Annotated in this window: 15 protein-coding genes and 1 pseudogene; 7 read left to right on the top strand and 9 right to left on the bottom strand. The window is 65.6% G+C overall.

Annotated features, from left to right (window positions below):
- Window positions 1–4: 4 nt before the first annotated feature.
- Entirely contained in the window at window positions 5–2,551 is a 2,547-nt protein-coding gene (locus IC608_RS17410) for an ABC transporter permease (RefSeq protein ID WP_191778149.1), read from the bottom strand.
- A gap of 121 nt (window positions 2,552–2,672) precedes the next feature.
- On the bottom strand, window positions 2,673–3,374 hold the full coding sequence (locus IC608_RS17415; RefSeq protein ID WP_191778151.1) for an ABC transporter ATP-binding protein: 702 nt from the start codon (window positions 3,372–3,374) through the stop codon (window positions 2,673–2,675).
- A 162-nt stretch (window positions 3,375–3,536) separates the two neighbouring features.
- Here IC608_RS17415 and IC608_RS17420 point away from each other — a divergent pair, with 162 nt between their 5' ends.
- Complete coding sequence (locus IC608_RS17420) at window positions 3,537–4,064, top strand: heme-binding beta-barrel domain-containing protein (RefSeq protein WP_191778153.1); 528 nt, start codon at window positions 3,537–3,539, stop codon at window positions 4,062–4,064.
- A gap of 371 nt (window positions 4,065–4,435) precedes the next feature.
- Here the strand turns inward: IC608_RS17420 and IC608_RS17425 are convergent, their stop codons facing one another.
- Complete coding sequence (locus IC608_RS17425) at window positions 4,436–5,716, bottom strand: Gfo/Idh/MocA family protein (RefSeq protein WP_191778155.1); 1,281 nt, start codon at window positions 5,714–5,716, stop codon at window positions 4,436–4,438.
- Window positions 5,717–5,936: 220 nt separating this feature from the next.
- On the opposite strand from IC608_RS17425, the gene IC608_RS17430 reads away from it, so the two are divergent.
- From IC608_RS17430 to IC608_RS17440, 3 genes are all read left to right on the top strand, one after another.
- Entirely contained in the window at window positions 5,937–6,626 is a 690-nt protein-coding gene (locus IC608_RS17430) for a GntR family transcriptional regulator (RefSeq protein ID WP_191778157.1), read from the top strand.
- Window positions 6,627–6,743: 117 nt separating this feature from the next.
- Window positions 6,744–7,718: an aldo/keto reductase gene (locus tag IC608_RS17435; RefSeq protein ID WP_191778159.1), complete on the top strand. Its 975-nt coding sequence runs from the start codon at window positions 6,744–6,746 to the stop codon at window positions 7,716–7,718.
- Window positions 7,719–8,047: 329 nt separating this feature from the next.
- A complete protein-coding gene (locus IC608_RS17440; RefSeq protein WP_191778161.1) occupies window positions 8,048–10,957 on the top strand; it encodes an insulinase family protein in 2,910 nt (969 codons plus the stop codon).
- A 176-nt stretch (window positions 10,958–11,133) separates the two neighbouring features.
- Here the strand turns inward: IC608_RS17440 and IC608_RS17445 are convergent, their stop codons facing one another.
- Both IC608_RS17445 and IC608_RS17450 read right to left on the bottom strand, forming a co-directional pair.
- Window positions 11,134–12,147 carry an alpha/beta hydrolase gene (locus tag IC608_RS17445; RefSeq protein WP_191778163.1) on the bottom strand — a complete coding sequence of 338 codons (1,014 nt, stop codon included), beginning with the start codon at window positions 12,145–12,147 and terminating at the stop codon, window positions 11,134–11,136.
- A 138-nt stretch (window positions 12,148–12,285) separates the two neighbouring features.
- Complete coding sequence (locus IC608_RS17450) at window positions 12,286–13,119, bottom strand: aldo/keto reductase (protein WP_191778165.1); 834 nt, start codon at window positions 13,117–13,119, stop codon at window positions 12,286–12,288.
- Window positions 13,120–13,199: 80 nt separating this feature from the next.
- On the opposite strand from IC608_RS17450, the gene IC608_RS17455 reads away from it, so the two are divergent.
- From IC608_RS17455 to IC608_RS18660, 3 genes and pseudogenes are all read left to right on the top strand, one after another.
- On the top strand, window positions 13,200–14,198 hold the full coding sequence (locus IC608_RS17455; RefSeq protein ID WP_191778167.1) for a ligase-associated DNA damage response exonuclease: 999 nt from the start codon (window positions 13,200–13,202) through the stop codon (window positions 14,196–14,198).
- Entirely contained in the window at window positions 14,195–15,760 is a 1,566-nt protein-coding gene (locus IC608_RS17460) for a cisplatin damage response ATP-dependent DNA ligase (protein ID WP_191778169.1), read from the top strand. The genes IC608_RS17455 and IC608_RS17460 overlap by 4 nt, the downstream gene beginning before the upstream one ends.
- Before the next feature lie 132 nt (window positions 15,761–15,892).
- Window positions 15,893–15,991: pseudogene (locus IC608_RS18660) on the top strand (UvrB/UvrC motif-containing protein); the annotation flags it as partial.
- A gap of 188 nt (window positions 15,992–16,179) precedes the next feature.
- Here the strand turns inward: IC608_RS18660 and IC608_RS17470 are convergent.
- Genes IC608_RS17470 through IC608_RS17485 form a run of 4 tightly spaced genes read right to left on the bottom strand, consistent with a single transcriptional unit; the run spans window position 16,180 to window position 18,836 of the window.
- On the bottom strand, window positions 16,180–16,446 hold the full coding sequence (locus IC608_RS17470; RefSeq protein WP_191778173.1) for a Txe/YoeB family addiction module toxin: 267 nt from the start codon (window positions 16,444–16,446) through the stop codon (window positions 16,180–16,182).
- Window positions 16,439–16,693, bottom strand: a complete 255-nt coding sequence (locus IC608_RS17475; protein ID WP_191778175.1) for a type II toxin-antitoxin system Phd/YefM family antitoxin — start codon at window positions 16,691–16,693, stop codon at window positions 16,439–16,441. Before IC608_RS17475 ends, IC608_RS17470 begins: the two co-directional genes overlap by 8 nt.
- Window positions 16,694–16,743: 50 nt before the next feature.
- On the bottom strand, window positions 16,744–17,130 hold the full coding sequence (locus IC608_RS18380; RefSeq protein ID WP_191778177.1) for a MerR family DNA-binding protein: 387 nt from the start codon (window positions 17,128–17,130) through the stop codon (window positions 16,744–16,746).
- Window positions 17,127–18,836 (bottom strand): long-chain-fatty-acid--CoA ligase, encoded by a 1,710-nt coding sequence (locus tag IC608_RS17485; RefSeq protein WP_191778179.1) that lies wholly within the window; start codon window positions 18,834–18,836, stop codon window positions 17,127–17,129. Before IC608_RS17485 ends, IC608_RS18380 begins: the two co-directional genes overlap by 4 nt.
- Between the last annotated feature and the right edge of the window lie 3 nt (window positions 18,837–18,839).

An 18,839-nucleotide genomic window follows, 5' to 3' on the forward strand; every position in this document is an offset into this window, starting at 1 on the left:
GCGCTCAGAGGTCGCGCAGGAGGCGGGCGGGGCGGGCGGAGGCGGCGCGCAGGATGGTCATGGCGCCAAGGAGGGCGGTGATCACGATGGCGACGGCGAGCACAATCAGGATCTTGTCGAGGTGCACGGTGAAGGCAACGTCGAGCATCAGCGCACCCACGAGCCGGCCGACGCCGATGCCCAAAACGAGGGCCGGCAGGGCCGCGAGGAAAGCGAGAAGGAAATACTGGATGAGGCTCATGCCGATGAGCTCGGTCCGGGTGGCGCCGAGCACCTTGGTGATGACCGTATCGGCCTCGCGCTGACGCCGGCCGGTGGCCAGGCTCCCGACGAGCACGAGAAGGCCGTTGCCGACCGCTAGGCCGCCGACGAGGGTGGCGGCAAAGGAGAGTTGGGCCAGCGCGTCGGTGATCTGCTTGAGCGTGTCGCCGATCTCGATGAAGCGGATGTCGGGCAGATCGGCCGCCAGGAGCCGGGTCACCGCTTCTTCCTGGCCGGGGGCGGCGGTGACGGCGGAAAAGAGGGTGGTGGGGTAGTTGTCGATGACGCCGGGCGAGAAGGTGGCGAGAAAATCAATGCCGCCCTGCCAGGAATAGTCGCGGAAGCTGGCGATGGTGACCGTGACGGGATCACCGAAGATGGAGAAGGTCAGGGTGTCGCCGATATCGACGCCGAGGCCGTTGCGCAGGCTCTGGTGGAGGCTGACGAGGCCCGGGCCGGAATAATCGGCCGGCCACCACTCGCCCGCGACCATGCGCGAGGAGGAGGGCAGTTCGGTGCGGAAGGTGAGGGGGACTTCGCCGGCAAGAAGGAAGGTGGCTTCGGGGCCACGGGTGCGCAAATCTGCAACCGGCGTGCCGTTCACCTCGCTCAAGGTGCCCCGCAGCATGGGCGTCGAGACAAAGCGGGTGATGCCGTTGCCCTGGCGGGCGAGAGCGGCGAGCTGCTCGATTTCGTCAGGAAAGAGATCGGAGCCGACGAGGGTCGGCGCGTCGAAGGCGGAGGCGCCCAGATATTCCTGCTGCAGATTGGCCTGCATGACGAGAACGACGATCAGCATGGCCAGCGCCATGCCGGCGGAGACGACGACTGCCGCCGCGTTCTGGCCGCTGGCGGAAATGGCGCGCACCGCGTGGCGCCAGATACGCGGGCCTCGTTGCGGCAGGCGCGCAAGGCCGGCCTGGACGAGGCGGATGAAGAGCTGGAACAGTATCGCTGCAACCGCGCTGGCGAGGCCGAAGGCGGCAACCAGCGCCGGATCATCCGTCATCGCCCAGGCGAGGAGAAAGAACGCCACGATGGCCAGGAGCAGCGGCAGGACCTGCCAGGAGAGCAGCAGCGTGCGCCAGGCGATGGGCGGCGCGGCGAGGCCCTTTGAGCGGAAGAGGAGCACCGGCTGGATAGTCTGCGCCTGCTGCAGCGGTAGGTAGGCGAAGGCGAAGGCGGTGAGGAACCCGGCGCCGGCGGCAATCAGCAGCGGGGCGGGATGAATGGCCGGGGCAAGCGCAATACCGACGGCGGCGCCGATGGAGGGCAGGAGGAGAAAGGCCAGGCCGCCACCAATCGCAAGGCCGATGGCGACGCCGACCAGGGCGAGCGCGGCGACCTGGGAAAAGAAGTGAAGGAAGACGCGGCCGCGATCGGCGCCGATGCTGCGCAGGACGGCAATGACGCTGGCGCGCTCGGCGATATAGGCCTGCATGCCGGTCCAGACGCTGACGCCGCCAATGAGCAGCGAACCGAGACCAACGATGACGAGGAAGCGCATGAAGAGATCGAAGTAGCGCACCATGTCGCCCAAGCCCTCTCGGGCGGTGCGCAGGGTCCAGCCGCGATCGGCAAAGCGCTCGGCGATGGCGGCGGTGCCGGCCTCGACGTTCCGGTCGGTCAGGAGGAGCTTGTAGCGGTACCAGGTGCCAAGGCCGGGCAGGGGTGAGGAGCGGTCGCTGATGACGCCGAAGCCCTCGGTGGTGATGAGCACCGGTATGCCGAGGCGGAACCCACGCACGGCCGTGTCCGGAAGCTTGCCCAGCGAGCCGCGCACGGCAAACTCGGTGCCGCCAAGAAAGATGGAATCGCCCACCGAAAGCTCGAGTTCGTCGAGCATGACGCCGTCGACGAGCGCGCCGGGCGTATCGCTTTCGGGCGCAAGGAGCGTCGAGACGTCGGTGCCGGCTGGCAGTTGCGCGCTGCCGACCGTGCCGAGAAGAGGGTAACCGGGGCCGACGGCGCTGATATCGGCAAAGGCCTCGCCGGCCATGCTTTCGGCCCGCAGATTGGTGTCGACCACGGTTGCGACCTGGCCGAGGGCCTGCATGTCCGCCAATTCTTCGGGCGTGGCCGGGCGATCGGCGCGGGACAGTTCGAGGTCGCCGCCCATCAGTTCGGCGGCGCCGGTTTCCACCGCCTGTGTGATGCTGGCGCCCACGGAATTGACGCCGGCGATCAGCGCGGTGCCGACGGCGAGGCAGACGACCAACAGGAGGAAGCGGCGGAGGTCGCCGCGCATGTCGAGCAGGCCAATGCGGATGGCGGCGAGGATGGCGCGCATCAGCGGTTTTTCCCTTTGGGTGAGGGGGCCGTGCTCCCCCCACCCTCGGTCCCTCCCCACGGGGGGGAGGGAGGCGTTAGCGGGCTATTCCGGGTGCGGCGCGCAGTCCACACGGCGGGGATCATGCGTGGACCGGGGTTTCGGTGAGTTGGCCCTGCGTCATGGTGTAGACGCGGTCGGCCTTGGCGGCGAGGCCGGGGTCATGGGTGATCATGACGACGGCCGTCTTCTGGCGGCGGGCGAGATCGAACATCAGATCGACCACGACCGCACCGGTCTTCTGGTCGAGATTGCCGGTGGGCTCGTCAGCAAGGAGGAGCGGCGGGTTGGCGACCGTGGCACGAGCGAGGCCGACGCGCTGCTGTTCGCCGCCGGAAAGGGCCGACGGGCGGTGATCGAGGCGGCCTTCAAGACCGACAGCAGCAAGGGTGGCTGCCGCCTTTTCGTGCACCTGCGCGAGCGAGAGGGAGGGATCGGCGATCTCGAGGGCGAGACCGACATTGTCGAGCGCGGTGAGCGAGGGGATGAGGTGAAAGCTCTGGAAGACGATGCCCAGGGTGCGGCGGCGGAAGCGCGCGAGGCCATCTTCATCGAGGGTGCCCAGATCGGTGCCATTGACGGTGATAGAGCCGCCGGTGGGCCGTTCGAGCCCCGCCAGCAGCATCAGGAGGGATGTCTTGCCGCTGCCTGAAGGGCCGACGATGGCGACCACTTCAGCGGGCGCGACGCGCAGAGAGACCTTGCGCAGGATATGCAGAGGACGGCCCGCGATCTCCAGGCTGTAGTCCACGGCTCGTGCGTCGATAATGGCCTTCCCCGACATGCTTGCTCCCCCTGCCCCTGCGAGACCGATAAAGCCTCACGAAACCGTTGTACACGCTAGTAGTTGGCCAAATGGTAACAAGCCCATAAACTGATTTGGATTCTGGATTTGCCGCTGGGGCGGCAGACAGATCAAGCAAAACGCCACAGGCGAGGGGGCAGAATGGTCAGGACTTGGGTGCGAACCGTGATGGTGGCGCTGGCGCTGGTGGCGCCAATACTGTTGCCGGTGCCGGCGCAGGCGGGGGAAAAGGAGCTCGAGCTCCTCTCCTCCTATATCGGCAACTGGCGCGGCGAAGGCGCGCTGGTGGGTGGGGATCGCAACGAGCCGTTCCGCTGCCGCCTGACGGTGGCCAAGGGCAACGCGCTCAAGATCAACTACAATGGGCGGTGCACGCTGGTAAACGCCACGCTCTCGATCAGCGGCACCATCGCCTACAATGATGCCGGGCAGCGCTACGAAGCGGCCATGAGCTCCAATGCCGGCTATACCGGGCTGGCGGTCGGGCGCCAGGGCGGCGGGCGCATCGCCTTCGACCTGCGAGAGCAGCAGAAGGACAGGGCGGGCAAAGATGTGCGCATTGGCGCCAAGATCATCCTCGTGGGCAACAGCATCACCGTGGACTTCGAGGTGGAGTTCAACGATTCGGGCGAGGTGCTGACCGCCTCGGTGCCGTTTCGGCAGGGGTGACGGCGCGCGCAGGTGAAACAGGGGTTTTCGCTTTCGCGGGGATGACGGTGTGGGAGGCTTCGGTACTGGGGCTCTCGTCCCCCCACCCTAGCTTTGCCACGGACCGTTGGCCCGGGCGGCGCTACCCTCCCCGCTAGGGGGAGGGAGGGGGCCGTGGGTTTCGTCCTGGCTTGGGGTAGGCTGGGAGCGGAAACAGGGGTTTTCGCTTTCGCGGGGATGACGGTGTGGGGGGCTTCGGTGCTGGGGCTCTCGTCCCCCCACCCTAGCTTTGCCGCGGGCCGTTGGCCCGGGCGGCGCTACCCTCCCCGCTAGGGGGAGGGTGGATCGAGCCGAAGCATCTGATGGTGAGGGTGCCCAGGAGAGGGGCAGCGCTAGAGCTTGACCAGGGTGCGGACGTCGATGGGGAGGCCGGTGGCGAAGGATTTGTTGGCGGCGATGCCGGTGAGGATGGAGAGGGCGCCGTCGCGGTGGTTGGCGCCGTAGCCGGGGCGCGGGGTGGCGTTGCCGAAGATTTCCTCGAGCATGATCTTGTCGCCGCCGCCGTGGCCGCCCTCGCCCTGCTTGACGGGCACCTGGCGGGCTTCGCCGTGCAGCGGGAAGTGATAGAGCGTCACACCCTTGGCGGCGCCTTCGGTGTCCGAGGTCGAGCCGGCATTGATGTAGGACGTCTCGTGCACGGTGAGCTCAAGACGGCCGCCGGTGCCGTTGATGGCGACGTTGAAGCCTTCCCACGGGGCATAGGCGTAGAGTGAATAGGTCATCACCGCCTTGTTGCGGTAGCGGACCATGACGTTCATCGTGTCTTCGATGGAAATGCCGTCGCCAAAGACGTTCTGGTCGCGCTGGTAGCCATCTTCCTTTTCGGCGTCCCAGTAGAGGCCCTTCTGGACCGGGTTGGAGGTCAGATCGATGGCGAACTTGTCATCCCGCGCCGCTTCCACGTTGGTGGTACGGGTATAGGGCGTGAAGACGCCACGCTCCTCGGCGTTGGCGCGGCCATAGAACTTGAGATCGCCCATGCCGAAGACGGTCTCGGGCTGCGAGCCGAGCCAGAAATTGACGAGGTCGAAATGGTGCGTCGACTTGTGCACCATGAGGCCCCCCGAATTGCGCTTGTCGCGGTGCCAGCGGCGGAAATAGTCGGCGCCGTGGCGGGTGTCGAGCAGCCATTCGAAATGAACCGAGGTGACGGTGCCGATGGCGCCTTCGGCGATGAGTTCGCGCAGGGCCGAATTGTGCGGGGCGTAGCGGTAGTTGAAGGTGACGCGGACGTTGCGGCCGGTGCGCTCGACGGCGTCGAGGATTTCCTGGCACTTTTCAGCGTCCGTCGTCATCGGCTTTTCGGTGATGACGTCGCAGCCCGCCTCGAGCGCGGCGATGATGTAGATGTGGTGCGTGCGATCGATCGAGGTGACGATGACCGTGTCGGGCTTGGTCTCGGCGAGCATGGTCTGGAAATCGGCGGCCTTGTAGGTGGGGACAGCCTCGCCGCCCAGTTCGCCCTCGATGACGCGGTTGGTATAATCCATGCGCGTCTGGTTGGTGTCGCACAGGGCCACCAGGCGGGACTGGTCGCGGTGCGGCCCCAGAATGGCTTCGTAAAACATGCGGGCGCGACCTCCGGTTCCCACGAGCGCGTAGGTCTTGGTCATGCGAATTCTCCGGTAATCTCTTGAGTTCAGGCGGTGTGGCCCCCGAGGATGGGGCCATTGGTTCTGCATCTACCATACAAGATTGCGGAAATGTACAGTTTCTTTGTAAGATTGATGAGCGGGGGCAGTCGGGCGTCCGTCTGGCGTACGGGCCGCAGTTTTCTGTGGAAGCCGGTAAAGAGGGGGCGCATCGTGCTGCCCGGCAATTCATGGTTCGGGCATGACAGAAGCGACTAGCGCAGACATTACCGGCAGCGGCGAAGAGACCATGGCGATGCGCGTGGTCGAAGCGCTGCGCGACGACATCGTCACCATGGCGATGAAGCCGGGGGACGTGATTTCGGAAAGCGACATCGCGGGGCGCTATGGGGTGTCGCGGCAGCCCGTGCGCGAGGCCTTCATCCGTCTCGCGCAGCAGGGGCTGCTGCTGATCCGACCCAAGCGGGCGACCGTGGTCAAGAAAATTTCCCCCGAGGGGGTGCGGCAGAGCCGGTTCATCCGCGAGAGCATCGAAGTGGAGATCATCCGGCGGCTGGCGAGCCAGACGCGGAACGACGTGCCGGGCGTGCTGGCGGCGCTGATCGGCGAGCAGGAAGAAGCCTCGGCGGCCGGCGACAGCCGCCGCTTTCACATCCTTGATGAGTTGTTCCACCGCACCCTCGCCCGTCTGGCGGGGGTGGAATATGCCTGGCAGCTGATCGACGACCACAAGATGCAGCTCGACCGGGTGCGCTACCTGACGCTGGGCGTGTCCTCGGCCCAGCGGGCCATCGCGGAGCATCGGGAGATCGTCGATGCGGTCAACCGGCACGATCCGGCGGCGGCGGAGGCGGCGATGCGGGCGCACCTGGCGCGGGCCGAAGTGTTGCTCAACCAGACGATCAGGGATTTTCCGGACTATTTCGAATAGGGTCCGAAACCAAGGCGGTCAGCGCGGGTTGCTCCGGCGTGGCGGCGGGCCTGTGGCCCGAGCCGCGCCGCAGGGCCGGACCTTGTGGTCGACAAAAAGACAAGCGGGAGAACGAGCATGAAGACGCGGCGGCTGGGCAGGACCGGTTATGAGGTGAGCGAGATTGGCCTGGGCTGCTGGCAGCTGGGGGGCGATTTCGGGCCGGTGGGTGACGACACGGCCAAAGCCATTCTCGATGCGGCGAATGCTGCCGGGATCAGCTTCTGGGACACGGCGGACGTCTATGGCGGGGGGCTGAGCGAGACGCGCATCGGCCAGCACGCCAAGGGACCGAACGTGCATGTGGCGACCAAGGTGGGGCGCGGCGGCAAGATGTTCCCCGACGGCTATTCGAAAGATGCCGTGCGGGCGAGCCTCAAGGGCTCGGCTGAGCGCCTTGGTGTCGCGACGCTGGACCTGGCGCAGCTCCATTGTGTGCCGACGGCCGTGTTGCGGGAAGGCTCGATCTTTGGCTGGATGGACGAGATGCAGGCCGAGGGGCTGGTTCGGCACTGGGGCGCCAGCGTCGAGACCATCGAGGAAGGGCTGATCTGCCTCGAGCAGCCGGGCTGCGCAACGCTGCAGATCATCTTCAACCTGCTGCGGCAGGACGCGGCGACCGAACTGCTGCCCAAGGCGGCGGAAAAGGAAGTCGGCATCATCGTGCGGCTGCCGCTGGCGAGCGGGCTGTTGAGCGGCAAGTTCGACAAGAACACGCGCTTTGCCGAAACCGACCATCGCAACTACAACCGCGATGGCGATGCCTTTTCGGTGGGCGAGACGTTTGCGGGCATTCCGTTCGATCGGGGCGTGGAATTGGTGCAGGAGCTCAAGGGGCTCGGACCCGAGGGCGTGCCGATGAGCCAGTTCGCGCTGCGCTGGATCCTCGATCATCCGCAGGTGTCGACGGTCATTGCGGGCGTGTCCAAGCCGGAGCAGATCGCCGACAACGTCGCGGCGAGCGAGCGCAAGCCGCTGTTCCCGGCGCTGATCAAGCATTTGCGGACCTGGTACGAGGATGAAGTGAAGCCGGAAATCCGCGGCGGGGTGTGACGCAGACCCCTCACCCCGGCCCTCTCCCCGGAGGGGCGAGGGGGCGCTGGGGCGGAGAGCGAGTGCAAACCGCTTTCCGGCGCTGAGCAAGCGTTTTGCGGAGCTGGGATGAGGAGCAGGTGAAGCCGGAGGTCCGCGGGTGATCCGAAACGGGGGTTCCCGCTTTCGCGGGAATGACATGGTGGGTGGGGGGATTGCTTTTGCCGAACCGCCTTACCTTCGGTCTTCTCGGGGAGCGGCCACCGGCACTTTTGCTTGAAACGCTCTGGCGGATTGGTGTGGCCACCCCTACCTTACCGCGCAACGCGACGAGATTATCGAGTATTGCCATGACCTATCATTCCGCTTTCGACCTGGTGCGCGACGAAGAGATCGGCGAGATCAACTCGCGGGCGCTGCTCTTCCGGCACAAGAAGACGGGAGCGGAGGTGTTGAGCCTCGTCAATAACGACGAGAACAAGGTGTTCGGCATCACCTTCAAGACGCCGCCCGAGGATTCCACCGGCGTGGCGCATATCCTCGAACATTCGGTGCTGTGCGGCAGCCAGAAATATCCGGTCAAGAAGCCGTTCGTGGAACTGCTCAAGGGCTCGATGCACACCTTTCTCAACGCCATGACCTTTCCGGACAAGACGGCCTATCCGGTGGCGAGCGCGAACCTCAAGGACTTCTACAATCTCGTCGACGTCTATCTCGACGCGGTGCTGTTTCCGCTGATCAGCGAGGACACGTTCGAGCAGGAAGGCTGGCACTACGAGCTGGACGAGCGCGATGCGCCGCTGGTCTACAAGGGCGTGGTGTTCAACGAAATGAAGGGCGTGTTTTCCTCGCCGGACTCGGTGATGCACGACATGGTGCAGCGCGCGCTCTACCCCGACACCACCTATGGCCATTCCTCGGGTGGCGATCCCAAGGCCATCCCGGACCTCACCTATGAGGATTTCAAGGCGTTTCACCGGACCTATTACCATCCCTCCAATGCGCGGGTGGTGTTCTCGGGCGACGATGCGCCGGAAAGGCGGCTCGAAATCCTCGATGGCTATTTCAGCCGCTTCGAGGCGGCGCCGGTGGATGCCGAGGTAAAACTGCAGCCGCAGTTCAACGCGCCGCGGCAGGTGAGAGGCACCTATGCCGGCACGATCGACCCGGAAAAGCGGCGCGACGGCATGGCCAGCGTCAACTGGATGATCGAGCCGCCCTCGGGGCGCGAGGAGACGCTGAGCCACGGCATCCTGAGCTATTTGCTGGCCGGCAATTCGGCAGCGCCGCTGCGCAAGAAGCTGACCGAAAGCGGGCTGGGCGAAAACATGATCGGGGGCGGCATCTCCACCTGGCTGCGCCAGCCCATGGCCGGCTTCGGCCTCAAGGGCATCGACCCGGCGGACGGCGAAAAGGTCGAGGCGCTGGTGCTCGAGACGCTGGCCGAGATCGCGGAAACCGGATTTTCCGAAACGCAGCGGGAAGCGGCGATCAACACCTTCGAATTTCACCTGCGCGAACACAATACGGGCAGCCAGCCGCGCGGCATGAGCTATATGTTCACCGCGCTCGGAGCCTGGCTGCATGGCGGGGACCCGCTTGAACCGCTGGTCTACGAAAAGGCGCTGGCGGCGCTCAAGGACAAGGCGGGCCAGGGGCATTTCGAGCGCGAAATCCGGCGACTGTTCCTCGACAATCCGCACCGGGTATCGGCCCGCATCGAGGCGGACCCGCAGCAGGCGGCGCGCGAGGCCAAGGCGGAAACCGACCGGCTGGCGGCGGTGCGCGAGGGCATGGACGACGCCGCGCTCGATGCGGTAGTCCAGCGCACCGAGCGGTTGCGCGCGCTGCAGGAAGCGGTGGACAAGCCCGAGGACCTGGCAAAGATCCCGACGCTGACGCTGGACGACCTCGACCGGTCCATTCGCACCGTGCCGACCGAAGAAGGCAGCATTGGCGGCGCCAAGCTCTTCGTGCACGATCTGCCGACGCTGGGCATCGTCTATCTCGATCTCGGCTTTGACCTGCATGTGCTGGACGCGGGGCTATTGCCGTACCTGCCGCTCTTCGGCCGGGCGCTGCTGCAGACCGGAACGAGCAAGGAAGATTTCGTGTCGCTGACGCAGCGCATCGGGCGCTCGACCGGCGGCATCGCGCAGCACAGGGGACTGGCGACGCGCCAGGATGGTCCGGGAACGGCGGCCTGGTTCTTCCTTTCGGGCAAGGCGGTGGGCGACAAGGTCGAGGAAATGCTCGCCATCATGGGCGACGTGCTGCTCGATGCGCAACTCGACAACAAGGCGCGGTTCCGCCAGATGGCGCTCGAGGAAAAGGCCGGGTTCGAGGCCCGGCTGGTGCCCGGCGGCAATGGCTTTGTCGATACGCGGCTGAAATCGGGGCTGACCGAGGCGGGCTGGATCGCCGAGCAGATGGGGGGCGTGAGCTATCTCGAGTTCCTCAAAGGGCTGATCAGACGCATCGACAGCGACTGGGACAGCGTCGAGGCCAGCTTGCGGCGCATTCGCGATGCGCTGTTCACCACCGGACGCATGGTGGTCAACGTGACGGCCGATGCGCCGCTTTGGGCGGAGGCGAAGGCGCCGCTGGAACGGTTCGTCGGCGGCCTGCCGGGCGGGCAACGGGAAGACGCGGACTGGTCGGTGGCGCTGGCGCCGAAATCGGAAGGGCTGATCATTCCGGCGCAGGTCAACTACGTGGGCAAGGGCGCCAATCTCAAGGCGCTGGGGTTCGATGTCGGGGCCGCGTCGAGCGTGGTGCTGCGCTATCTCAACACCACCTATCTCTGGGACAAGGTGCGCGTGCAGGGCGGAGCCTATGGTGGCTCGAGCCGGTTCGACCTGTCTTCGGGCAATTTCGCGTTTCTGTCCTATCGCGACCCGAACCTGATCAAGACGCTCGACGCCTATGACGGGGCCGCCAAGGCGCTGCGGGCGGAAATCGGCGAGACGGACCTGACGCGCTCGATCATCGGCGTGGTCGGCGATCTCGACCGGCCGGAATTTCCCGACGCCAAGGGCTATTCGGCCATGTGGCGCAAGCTCAGCGGCACGACGGACGCAGTGCGGCAGGAGCGGCGCGACGCGATCCTCGGCACCAGCCGGGCGGATTTCCTCGCCATGGCCGAAGCGCTGGAGGCGGTGGCCCGCGAGGGGCACGTGGTGGTGCTGGGCGGCGAGGCGGCGATTGCCGCGGCTAATGAGAAGCGGCCGGGACTGCTCGAGGTAAGCAGGGTGCTGTAGGGGCGGGGCGCAAGGTCCCCCTCACCGACCCGGCTGCGCCGGGCCACCTCTCCCCGAGAGGGAGAGGAATAAGGGGAGTGCGCGGGCTGATTGGTGGATCGTCGGGACGAGCCCGGCAATGACGGTAGACCCATATCGTGTCCAATGTTGTCGCCGGGCCATTCCCGGCGAGCCAATCAGGCGCTGAGGGCGTTGGCCAGGTAGGGCAGGCTGATGTCCATGCGGTAATCGACGCCGGAGTGGTTGTCGGGGAATTCCTCGTAGCGGTGGGCGATGCCCTTGGCGTCGAGCGTTTTGTGGATGCGGCGGGAGCCGTAGAGGATGTTGTATTGATCCTCGGTGCCGCAATCGAAGTAGAAGGCCTTCATCCTGCCAATGGCGTCGGCGTGGGTTTCGACCATGCGGGCCGGATCCCAGGCGAGCCAGTTGGCCCAGCGCTCCGCGATGAGTTCGCAGGTGTCGAGCGTGACGGGAAGCCGGAGGCCGAGGAAGGTTTCCGGGCTCGGGTCGGGGTCGAAGCTAGCGGCCTGGGCGAGGATCATCAGGACGAGCGTGTCCTTGCCGTCGAATTTGTCCTTGGCTTCGAAGGCGGTGAGCCATTGTTCGATGGAATTGCCGGATTTTGCCAAGGCACGAAGAGTGCCGGGGAATTCGGGGATATAAAGGTTCTCGAACCCGGCATCGCCCGAATGGCTGGCGGCGGCAGACCATATATCGGGGTGGCGCATGGCGTGAATGTGGGCGCCGAAGCCGCCCGAGGATTTTCCGAAGACGCCGCGCTTGCCCATGCCGCCGCAGCCGAAGCGGGTTTCGACGGCGGGCAGCATTTCGTCGATGAGAAAATCCTCGTAGTTCCCCAGCACCGGCGAATTGACGTACTGGTTGCCGCCGAGGCGCGAGAAGCAATCGGGGAAGGCGACGGCAACGGGCGGCATCCTGCTCTCGCCAATCAGCCGGTCGAGGCGCTCGGGGACGTTTTCGCCGAAATTCTTCCAATTGGTGTGGGCCGGGCCGCCGGCGGTGAAACCCACGAGATCGACCAGCAGCGGCAGGTCTTTGCCATCGTGACCGTGCGGCACGTAGACGTCGACACGGCGGGTCGTGGGGTCCCCGAGGCGGTTGCCGGCGAGCGCGGCGCTGTCGACGGTGAAGGTGTGGATCGAGCCAGCCGGATGGGTGGTGCGGCGCATGGGCGGTCTCCCTGAGTTGGAGAGTGTTTGGACCGGATGGGCAGGCAAGGCAAGGCGGCGGGCCTGTGCACCCCTCACCCCGGCCCTCTCCCCTGAGGGGCGAGGGGCGCAGGCTGAGAGGTTTGGGGTAGTCGGCTTCTAGATCATGTCGAGGGGCTGAGGGCGGGTTGGGGGTGGGAAGGCGGTGTCGATGGCGTCGAGGTCGGCCTGGGTCAGGCGAATGTCGAGGGCCTGCACATTTTCGGCGACGCGATCGGGGCGGCTAGTCTTGGGGATGGCGACCACGCCGGGCTGGCGGAGCACCCAGGCCAGCGCGATCTGGGCGGGGGAGGCCTGGTGGCGCGCGGCGATGTCGGCCAGGGTCCGGTTGTTGGCGAGACGGCCCTGCTCGATGGGCGAATAGGCCATGATGGGCATCCCGGCCTTTTGCGCCTGGGGCAGGAGATCGTGCTCGATGCCGCGGCGGGAGGGGTTGTAGAGCACCTGGTTGGCCTGGCAGGCATCGGTGATGGCTTGGAGTTCGGCCATATCGTCGGTATCGAAATTGGAGACGCCCCAGCGCAGGATCTTGCCACTGGCCTTGAGGTCCTCGAAGGCGGCGACGGTTTCGGCGAGGGGGTGCTGGCCGCGCCAGTGCAGCAGATAGAGGTCGAGCCGGTCGGTGCCGACGCGTCTTAAGCTCTGTTCGCAGGCGCGGATAGTGCCGGCGCGGCTGGCATTATGCGGCAGGACTTTGGAGACGAGAAAAAGCCCGTCGCGGCGGCCGGCGATGGCCTGCCCCACCATTTTTTCGGAACCGCCATTGCCGTACATCTCGGCGGTGTCGATGAGGGTGACGCCTTGCTCGAGGCCGGCGCGCAGGGTGGCGATTTCGGCGTCGAGCCGGTCGGCGCGTTCGCCCATCATCCAGGTGCCCAGACCAAAGACGGGAATGCTGCCGCCATCTGGCAGGGGTGTCGTGGCAATAGTCATGGGCGGTCCTTTTGCATGAGGCACGGGAAGGCAACCGGAGAAGCGGCCGACCGTTCCCGTTTTTCCCGGTGGAGCAGTTTATGGCCATCATCGAACGCGACCTCTATATCCCCTCCATCGATGCCTGGATCGACCCCGGCGCGCCCAAGGCCCGGGCTATCATTACGCATGGGCATGCCGATCATGCCCGATCTGGGCATGGTTCGGTGCTGGCAACGCCGGACACCATCGCGATCATGAAGGTGCGCTATGGCGAGGACTGTGCCGACCGGTTCGAGGCGCTGCCGTTTGGCGAGGTGCTCGATCTTGATGGCACGCGGGTGAGCTTCCATCCGGCCGGGCACATTCTGGGCTCGGCGCAGGTGCTGGTCGAAACGGCGGGGCAGCGCGTGGTGGTGACGGGGGACTACAAGCGCCTGCCGGACCGGACGGCCGAGCCGTTCGAGCCCGTGTCCTGCGATCTTCTGGTCACCGAGGCGACGTTCGGGCTGCCGGTGTTCCAGCATCCGCACCCGAAGGACGAGATCGCGCGGCTCTTGAAGTCGGTCGAGGCGCAGCCGGAGCGGTGCCACCTGGTGGGCTGCTACGCTTTGGGCAAGGCGCAGCGGGTGATCGCGCTGTTGCGCGATGCCGGCTGGGACGAGCCGATCTATCTCCATGGCGCGATGATCCGGCTGTGCGCGCTCTATGAAGAACTGGGCGTGCCGCTGGGGCAGTTGATCCCGGCGACGGGGATGCCGAAAGGCGCGATGGCCGGACAGATCGTGATCGCGCCGCCCTCGGCCATTCGCGACCGCTGGAGCCGGCGCTTTCCCGACCCGGTGGTGTGCCAGGCTTCCGGCTGGATGAGCATCAAGCAGCGGGCGCGACAGGCGCTGGTGGAACTGCCGCTGGTGATTTCGGACCATTGCGACTGGGGCGAGCTCAACCAGTCCATCCTCGACAGCGGTGCTTCGACCGTGTGGGTGACGCATGGGCGCGAGGATGCGCTGGTCTATTGGTGCAAGAGCCAGGGGCTCGACGCCGAGCCGCTGGCGCTGCCGGGACTGGATGACGACGGTGGGGAGGGGGCGGAATGAAGCAGTTCGCCGACCTCCTCGAGCTTTTGGCCCTTACCCCGTCGCGAACGCGCAAGATTGCGGCGCTGGCGCAGTATTTCACCGAGGTGCCGGACCCGGACCGGGGGCTGGCGCTGGCGGTGCTGACCGGCGAGATGGACATCCGCAACGTCAAGCCGGCGCTGTTGCGCGAGACGGTGCTGCGCGAGGTGGACGAAACGCTGTTCGGCCTGTCCTACGATTACGTCGGGGATCTGGGGGAAACCATTGCGCTGATCTGGCCGCACCATGGCGAGGGAGAATTGCCCAGCCTCAGCGGCGTCGTGGAGATTCTGAACCACACCAGCAAGGCCGACCTGCCCCGGGTGATCGGCGACATGCTGACCATTGCCGCCAACCACGAGCGCTGGGCGCTGGTGAAGCTGGCGACGGGGGCGCTGCGGGTCGGGGTCTCGGCGCGGCTGGCCAAGACGGCGCTGGCGGAAATGAGCGGGGTGGACCTGCAGGCCATCGAAGAAGTCTGGCACGGGGTCAAGCCGCCCTATGGCGTGCTGTTCGACTGGCTGGAGGGCAGGACAGAGCGTCCGGAGATCGATCACACCGCGCGCTTCCACCCGATGATGCTGTCGACGCCGATCGAGGACAGCGACTTCGACAGGCTCGATCCGCGCGATTTCTCCGCTGAGTGGAAATGGGACGGCATCCGTGTGCAACTGGTGCTGGGGCGGGACGGCGTCTCGATGTTTTCGCGCACGGGCGACGATATCGGGGGCAGTTTTCCCGACGTGGTCGAGGCGGCCATGGGGCGGGCGGTGCTCGATGGCGAACTGCTGGTGGGGCACGATTTCGACGCGAAGAGCTTCAACGATCTGCAGCAGCGACTCAATCGCAAGGTGGCCAGCCCTAGGCAGATGCAGGAGCTGCCGGCGTTCGTGCGCGTCTATGACATGCTGTTCGACGGCGACGAAGATATCCGCGCCTTTGGGTGGGAGCAGCGGCGGGCGCGGCTCGAAGCCTGGTTTGCGGCCAATCCGCAGACGCGCATGGATATATCCGAACTCCTGTCGTTCGACGATTGGGAAGCGGTGGGGACATTGCGCCGGCAGGGGGCCGACGAGCACGGCCATGAAGGGGTGATGCTCAAGCTCAGGACCTCGCCCTATGTGCCGGGCCGGCCCAAGGGGCTGTGGTTCAAGTGGAAGCGCGACCCCAATGTGGTCGATGCGGTGCTGATGTATGCGCAGCGCGGCCACGGCAAGCGCAGCTCGTATTATTCGGACTATACGTTCGGGGTGTGGAAGGGCAACGAGCTGGTGCCCATCGGCAAGGCTTATTTCGGTTTCACCGACGAGGAGCTCAAGCAGCTCGACCGCTGGATCCGGGCCAACACGCTCAACGCGTTCGGGCCGGTGCGCGAGGTGAAAAAGGATTTGGTGTTCGAGGTGGCGTTCGACTCGGCACAGCAGAGTACGCGCCACAAATCGGGCGTGGCACTGCGCTTTCCGCGCATCAACCGCATCCGCTGGGACAAGCCGGCCCAGGAGGCGGCGCGGCTCGAGGATATGGATGCGTTCGTGGGGTAGGGATGGCGCTTGTGGAAACGGCTACACCCCCACCCGGTTTCGCTACGGTCCTTCCGGACCGAGCTGCACTACCCTCCCGCAAGGGGGAGGGAGACGCCTGGAGGGTGAAGGATGTCATCGCGAAGCAATCATGCGCGGCTGGTCGCGCTGGAGAAGGAAATGGAAGAGGCGGCGGCCGCGTTCGATTTCGAGCGGGCCGCAGCGCTGCGGGACGAGATCGCGCGCTGGAAGGGGGAGACGGGCGACGGCACGGTGATCCTCGACGAGGACGGAAACCCGGTGAAGGTTTCGGTGGGGCAGGCGCCGCCGGGACAGATCGGGCTCGGCTCAAACGCGCCGGTGCGCCAACCGCCCAAGGGCTGGGTGAAGCCGAAGAAGCCGGATTTTATGATCAAGACTGTGAAGCCGCGCGGCGGGCGCTAGCGCGATTTGTAGTTGAAGCGGCACTGCACGACTTCCACCAGATCATCCGACGCCCGATAGACGAGACGATGTTCGTCGTCGATCCGGCGAGACCAGAACCCCGAGAGTTCCCCCAAAAGAGGTTCAGGTTTTCCAATGCCCTCATGAGGCGTGCGTAAAATGACCTTGAGAAGATCGTTGACCTTCTTAAGCTTACGCCGGTCCGTTTCGGCCCAGTAGGTGTAATGCGACCAAGCTCTCTCGGTGAAGAGCAGCTTAGTCAATCATGTCACGCTGCTGCGCCTTTCCGTCATCCAACTCTGCAATGGAGTCACGAAGTTCCTTTGCGTTCGCGGGATTGCTGAGAAGGTAGAGCGTTTCTTTCCACGACTCGAAATCGGCAAGGGACATGACAACCGCTGCCTCGCGTCCGCCTGTCCGTGTGATGATGAGGGGAACGTGATCGTCCACTGCAGCGTCGATGTCGGCGGCTATATTCTTACGGAAATCGGAAATAGATTTGGCGCGCATCTGACCACTCCGGAGCTGAGAATGTACGTTCGCACGTACAAAAACACAAGTCAGGCTTTTGCGAATCGTTCATCCGCAAGTCTCTGGATTTCGCGCAGTTCGCGAATGGTGGTTTCGAGGTCGTTGCGCTGGCGCTCGAGGAGGGCGATGCGCTCCTCGACCTTTTCGGCTAGGAGGCTTACCTGCTGCGAGCGATCGGCGTCATAGAGGCTGAGATAGTCGGAGATGTCGCGCAGGGAAAAACCGAGCCGCTTGCCGCGCAGGATGAGGATCAGCCGGGCGCGGTCGCGGCGGCGGAAGATGCGGGTGGCGCCGACGCGTTCGGGAGAGAGCAGACCCTTGGATTCGTAAAAGCGGATGGCGCGGGTGGAAATGCCGAACTCGCGCGCGAGATCGGCGATGGCGAAGAGGTCGCGGGTGTCGTCCGGTGACGTCACGGGGCCTTCCTCTTGGTCTGCGCATATTCCTCGCGCAGCTCCTTTTTCGACAACTTGCCGATCAGGGTCCTGGGCAGGGCGTCCTTGAAGATGATCTCCCTGGGCATCTCGATCTTGTTGAGCTTGTCGGCCAGCCAGAGCTTGAGGCCGTGGGCGTCGATGCTCTGGCCGTCCCTGAGCTTGACGAAGGCAACGGGCGCCTCGCCGCGATAATCGTCGGGCACGCCGATGACATTGACCTCCTCGACGGCGTCGTGACCCATCAGCGCCTCCTCGATGGTCCGGGGATAGACGTTGAAGCCCGAGCAGATGATGAGGTCCTTGATGCGGTCAACCAGGAAGACGTAGCCGTCCTCATCGATGTGGCCGACGTCGCCAGTGCGCAGCCAGCCGTCGACAAAGGCGGCCCGGGTGGCTTCCTCGTCCGCGTAGTAGCCGGCCATGACCTGCGGGCCCTTGACCTGCAATTCGCCATCCTGGCCGGTGCCGACGACTTCCCCGGTATCTACGTCGACGAAGCGGATATCGGTGCCCGGCAGGGGCATGCCGATGGACATCGGCCTGGACGGCTTGCGCAGGGCGGCGCAGCAGACGACCGGCGAGGCCTCGGTGAGGCCATAGCCTTCGGCCAGGAGGGCTTTCGATTTCTTGCCGAAGCTGTGGCGGACTTCATCGGCGAGGGCGGCGCCGCCGGAAATGGCCACCTCCAGGCTCGCCAGCTGCTCCGGTTTGGTCGCCTCGCTGCGGGCGATGGCGGCGAGCAGGGTGGGCACGGCCGGCAGGACGTTGGCGCGGGTGCGGGTGAGAAGATCGAGCAGGGCCTTGAGCTCGAAGCGGGGCAACATGACCACGGGGGTGCCGTTGCACAGCGGCACGTTCATGCAGACGGTCATGGCGAAGATGTGGAAGAAGGGCAGCACCGCCACGACCTTGGAGGGCGGGTAGAACAGACCACACCCCCACTTGTCGATCTGGCTCATATTGGCCGCGATGTTGGCGTGGGTGAGCAGGGCGCCCTTGGGCAGGCCGGTGGTGCCGCCGGTATATTGCTGGACGGCGATGTCGGTGTGCGGGTCGATGCTGACCGCCTCCGGCTGGTGGCCGCGGGTCAGCAGATCATCGAAATAGGCCACGCGGCTCGCCTGGGCCGATTTGCGCGGGTTCGCCAGATCCTTGCGCTTGGCGATGGAGAAGAGGAGCTTCTTGACCAGCGGCAGGGCGTTGGGGAAGTGGCAGACGATGAGGTCCTTGACGTGGCCGACCGAAAGCAGCGCCTCGGCCTTCTCGAAGATCTGCTGCAGGTCGAGGGTGACCATGATGTCGGCGCCGGCACTGCCGGTGATGTGGCTCAACTCGGTGACGGTATAGAGCGGGTTGCAGTTGACCACGGTGCCGCCGGCGCGCAGCACGGCATAATAGGCGATGGGATAAAAGGGCGTATTGGGCAGCATCAGCGCCACACGCGAGCCCTTGGTGACGCCGAACTCCTTTTGCAGTGCGCCGGCGAAGGCCTCGATGGCGCGGGCCAGCTGCGCAAAGCTGGTGGTGCCGCCCAGGAAATCGAGAGCCATGCCGGAGGGGTTCTTGCGGCAGGCGGCCAGAACCTGTTCGTGCACCGGTGTGGTGTCGATAGGGGCGTCCCAGGCAATGCCGTCGGGATAGCTGGCGACCCAGGGGCGCGGCGCGTCCGGTTGTGTCGTCTGCATCGA

Origin of the sequence: Devosia oryzisoli (assembly GCF_014837245.1) — a bacterium.
GTDB classification, from domain to species: domain Bacteria; phylum Pseudomonadota; class Alphaproteobacteria; order Rhizobiales; family Devosiaceae; genus Devosia; species Devosia oryzisoli.

Excerpts from the sequence above, each read along its gene's own strand:
- IC608_RS17410 (WP_191778149.1), bottom strand. The coding sequence starts at position 2,551 with ATGCGCGCCATCCTCGCCGCCATCCGCATTGGCCTGCTCGACATGCGC.
- IC608_RS17415 (WP_191778151.1), bottom strand. The coding sequence starts at position 3,374 with ATGTCGGGGAAGGCCATTATCGACGCACGAGCCGTGGACTACAGCCTG.
- IC608_RS17420 (WP_191778153.1), top strand. The coding sequence starts at position 3,537 with ATGGTCAGGACTTGGGTGCGAACCGTGATGGTGGCGCTGGCGCTGGTG.
- IC608_RS17425 (WP_191778155.1), bottom strand. The coding sequence starts at position 5,716 with ATGACCAAGACCTACGCGCTCGTGGGAACCGGAGGTCGCGCCCGCATG.
- IC608_RS17430 (WP_191778157.1), top strand. The coding sequence starts at position 5,937 with ATGACAGAAGCGACTAGCGCAGACATTACCGGCAGCGGCGAAGAGACC.
- IC608_RS17435 (WP_191778159.1), top strand. The coding sequence starts at position 6,744 with ATGAAGACGCGGCGGCTGGGCAGGACCGGTTATGAGGTGAGCGAGATT.
- IC608_RS17440 (WP_191778161.1), top strand. The coding sequence starts at position 8,048 with ATGACCTATCATTCCGCTTTCGACCTGGTGCGCGACGAAGAGATCGGC.
- IC608_RS17445 (WP_191778163.1), bottom strand. The coding sequence starts at position 12,147 with ATGCGCCGCACCACCCATCCGGCTGGCTCGATCCACACCTTCACCGTC.
- IC608_RS17450 (WP_191778165.1), bottom strand. The coding sequence starts at position 13,119 with ATGACTATTGCCACGACACCCCTGCCAGATGGCGGCAGCATTCCCGTC.
- IC608_RS17455 (WP_191778167.1), top strand. The coding sequence starts at position 13,200 with ATGGCCATCATCGAACGCGACCTCTATATCCCCTCCATCGATGCCTGG.
- IC608_RS17460 (WP_191778169.1), top strand. The coding sequence starts at position 14,195 with ATGAAGCAGTTCGCCGACCTCCTCGAGCTTTTGGCCCTTACCCCGTCG.
- IC608_RS17475 (WP_191778175.1), bottom strand. The coding sequence starts at position 16,693 with ATGCGCGCCAAATCTATTTCCGATTTCCGTAAGAATATAGCCGCCGAC.
- IC608_RS17485 (WP_191778179.1), bottom strand. The coding sequence starts at position 18,836 with ATGCAGACGACACAACCGGACGCGCCGCGCCCCTGGGTCGCCAGCTAT.